General features: G+C 35.9%; 2 protein-coding genes. One reads left to right on the top strand and one right to left on the bottom strand.

What is annotated here, in order from left to right; translation table 11 throughout:
- Positions 1 to 150 (bottom strand): LacI family DNA-binding transcriptional regulator (locus tag ABY905_RS16600; RefSeq protein WP_372645895.1); only part of this gene is annotated, 150 nt, incomplete at its 3' end.
- A gap of 491 nt (positions 151 to 641) precedes the next feature.
- Here ABY905_RS16600 and ABY905_RS16595 point away from each other — a divergent pair.
- Positions 642 to 2,250, top strand: a 1,609-nt coding sequence (locus ABY905_RS16595; RefSeq protein ID WP_372645893.1) for a SusC/RagA family TonB-linked outer membrane protein, incomplete at its 3' end; no start/stop codon positions are given.

Genomic DNA, 2,250 nt, shown 5'->3' with positions numbered 1-2,250 from the left:
TTTATAATGCCAGGCCTTAGCCAAAGCGTTGACCGCCTCTTTCGTTTTCACACTTATATCCGGATGGTCTTTTAAAGCTCTTGAAACAGTTGAAGCTGAAATACCTAATTCTTTAGCAATATCCTTAATCGTTACCTGTCCACTTCTCATATATTTTCTTTTTTTACTAAAATAACATATTCCAATATGGTCTTAATAACCCGCAAAATATTACTTTAACAAGATATTGATTCCCCACCTTCAAGCGTAAATATAAGAATAAATCAACAATTAATATTGAGCACACACCCGATACACATATTTAAACATATGCATATTAAAATATCACGCGTTTGCGGTGACGTTTGCGACGATTTAAGAGCTCTTTCATATTCATTCAATTAAATGATTAATGACGCGCTTTTACCTTTATGACCGAAATAATTAAGGCTAATATTAGATTTAGATAACAACTAATTTACAATAAAAGGAAGATTCATAGTCGGAAACATTGAGTTCAATAATTGTAATAGGCTTACTAAATCAAAAACAGGATAGAATAATGGAACAGGTCAGTACTTTTATCGAAAACGATTTAAAATGAAGTTCTACCTCAAAGCCATCATTATCTCAAACTTCTTATTTACATTAAACTTATATTTATGAAACTTAACATTAGCATGTTCAGAAAACTGCTTCTCTTGCTGGTTATGGTCTGTTCTTTTACCATAATACGAGCTCAGGAAAAAGCAGTAACTGGTACAGTCACTGACGCAAACGATGGCATGGGAATCCCAGGTGTTTCTGTAGTCGTTAAAGGGACTACTACAGGTACAAGTACCGATATAGATGGTCACTTTTCCATCAATGCCGATGCCTCTTCCACTTTAGTATTTTCATTCATTGGATACAAAAGTCAGGAAATACTGGTTGGCGATCAAACTCAATTTAATATTGTTTTAGGTGCGGACGTCGAAAACCTTTCCGAAGTTGTGATAATTGGTTACGGACAGGTTAAAAAAGAAGATGCAACTGGTTCTGTCATTGCTATTAATTCAGATGACTTTAATAAAGGATCCATTTCTTCACCTCAAGAACTGCTAACGGGTAAAATGCCGGGTGTAACCATTACTTCAGGAGGAGGTGCTCCAGGCTCTGGTTCAACCATTCGTATTCGAGGAGGATCCTCTCTCTCTGCCAGTAATGATCCACTGATTATAATTGATGGTGTGCCTATAAGTAGTGATGCCGTTTCGGGTATGCGTAACCCATTAAACACGATTAATCCGAACGATATTGCATCATTTACCGTATTAAAAGATGCCTCGGCAACAGCGATTTATGGTTCAAGAGCTTCTAATGGTGTTATTCTTGTAACAACCAAAAAAGGTAAAAAGGGACAGGATTTTAAAGTAAATTACTCTGGAAATGTTTCTATAAACACGGTTGCAAAACAAATTGATCTACTTAATACCGATGAGTTAGGAGAAGTCATTCAACAATATTACCCTGACAAAATTGATCTGTTAGGCACAGAAAATACTAACTGGCAAAAGGAAATCTTTGAAACGTCAATCAGTCACGACCACAACATTAACTTCTCTGGTTCAGAATACAATACACCTTACCGTGTTTCTATTGGATATACTGATCAGGAAGGCATCTTAAAAACCTCAAATCTGGAACGTTACACGGGTGCGCTAACCTTAAATCCAACTTTCTTTGAAGATCACTTGAAAGTAAACATTAACGCAAAAGGTTTATATATTAAGAATCGTTTTGCTGATACAGGAGCAATAGGTAGTGCCCTTGCATTTGATCCAAGCCGACCTGTAAAATCAGACGACACTAAATACGACAAATACGGTAACTACTATACTTACTTCAATGGTGATGTTAGAGACGTATTGGCACCTACAAATCCATTGGCTCTTTTAAATCAAAAAAGTAACACCTCTGAAGTAAAACGTTTCATTGGTAATACTCAATTGGACTATAAGTTCCATTTCCTACCTGAGCTTAGAGCCAACTTGAATGTGGCATACGATTATTCAAAATCAGAAGGTGATGTCATTGAGGATGCTGCATCTGCTTGGACTGAATCCAATAACGGAAATGGTTCTAAAAAGACTTATTCACAAGAAAAGAAAAACGAACTGGTTGAATTCTATTTAAATTATAAAAAAGATTTAGAGCAGTTTGATTCAAAAATTGATCTTGTAGGTGGCTATTCGTGGCAACATTTCTGGAGAGAAGATGCTAATGGTGCAA

The organism is Ancylomarina sp., assembly GCF_041555295.1.
Taxonomy (GTDB): domain Bacteria; phylum Bacteroidota; class Bacteroidia; order Bacteroidales; family Marinifilaceae; genus Ancylomarina.
The sequence above is the reverse complement of the archived record's forward strand: the minus strand, read 5'-3'. Positions and strand labels throughout refer to the sequence as shown.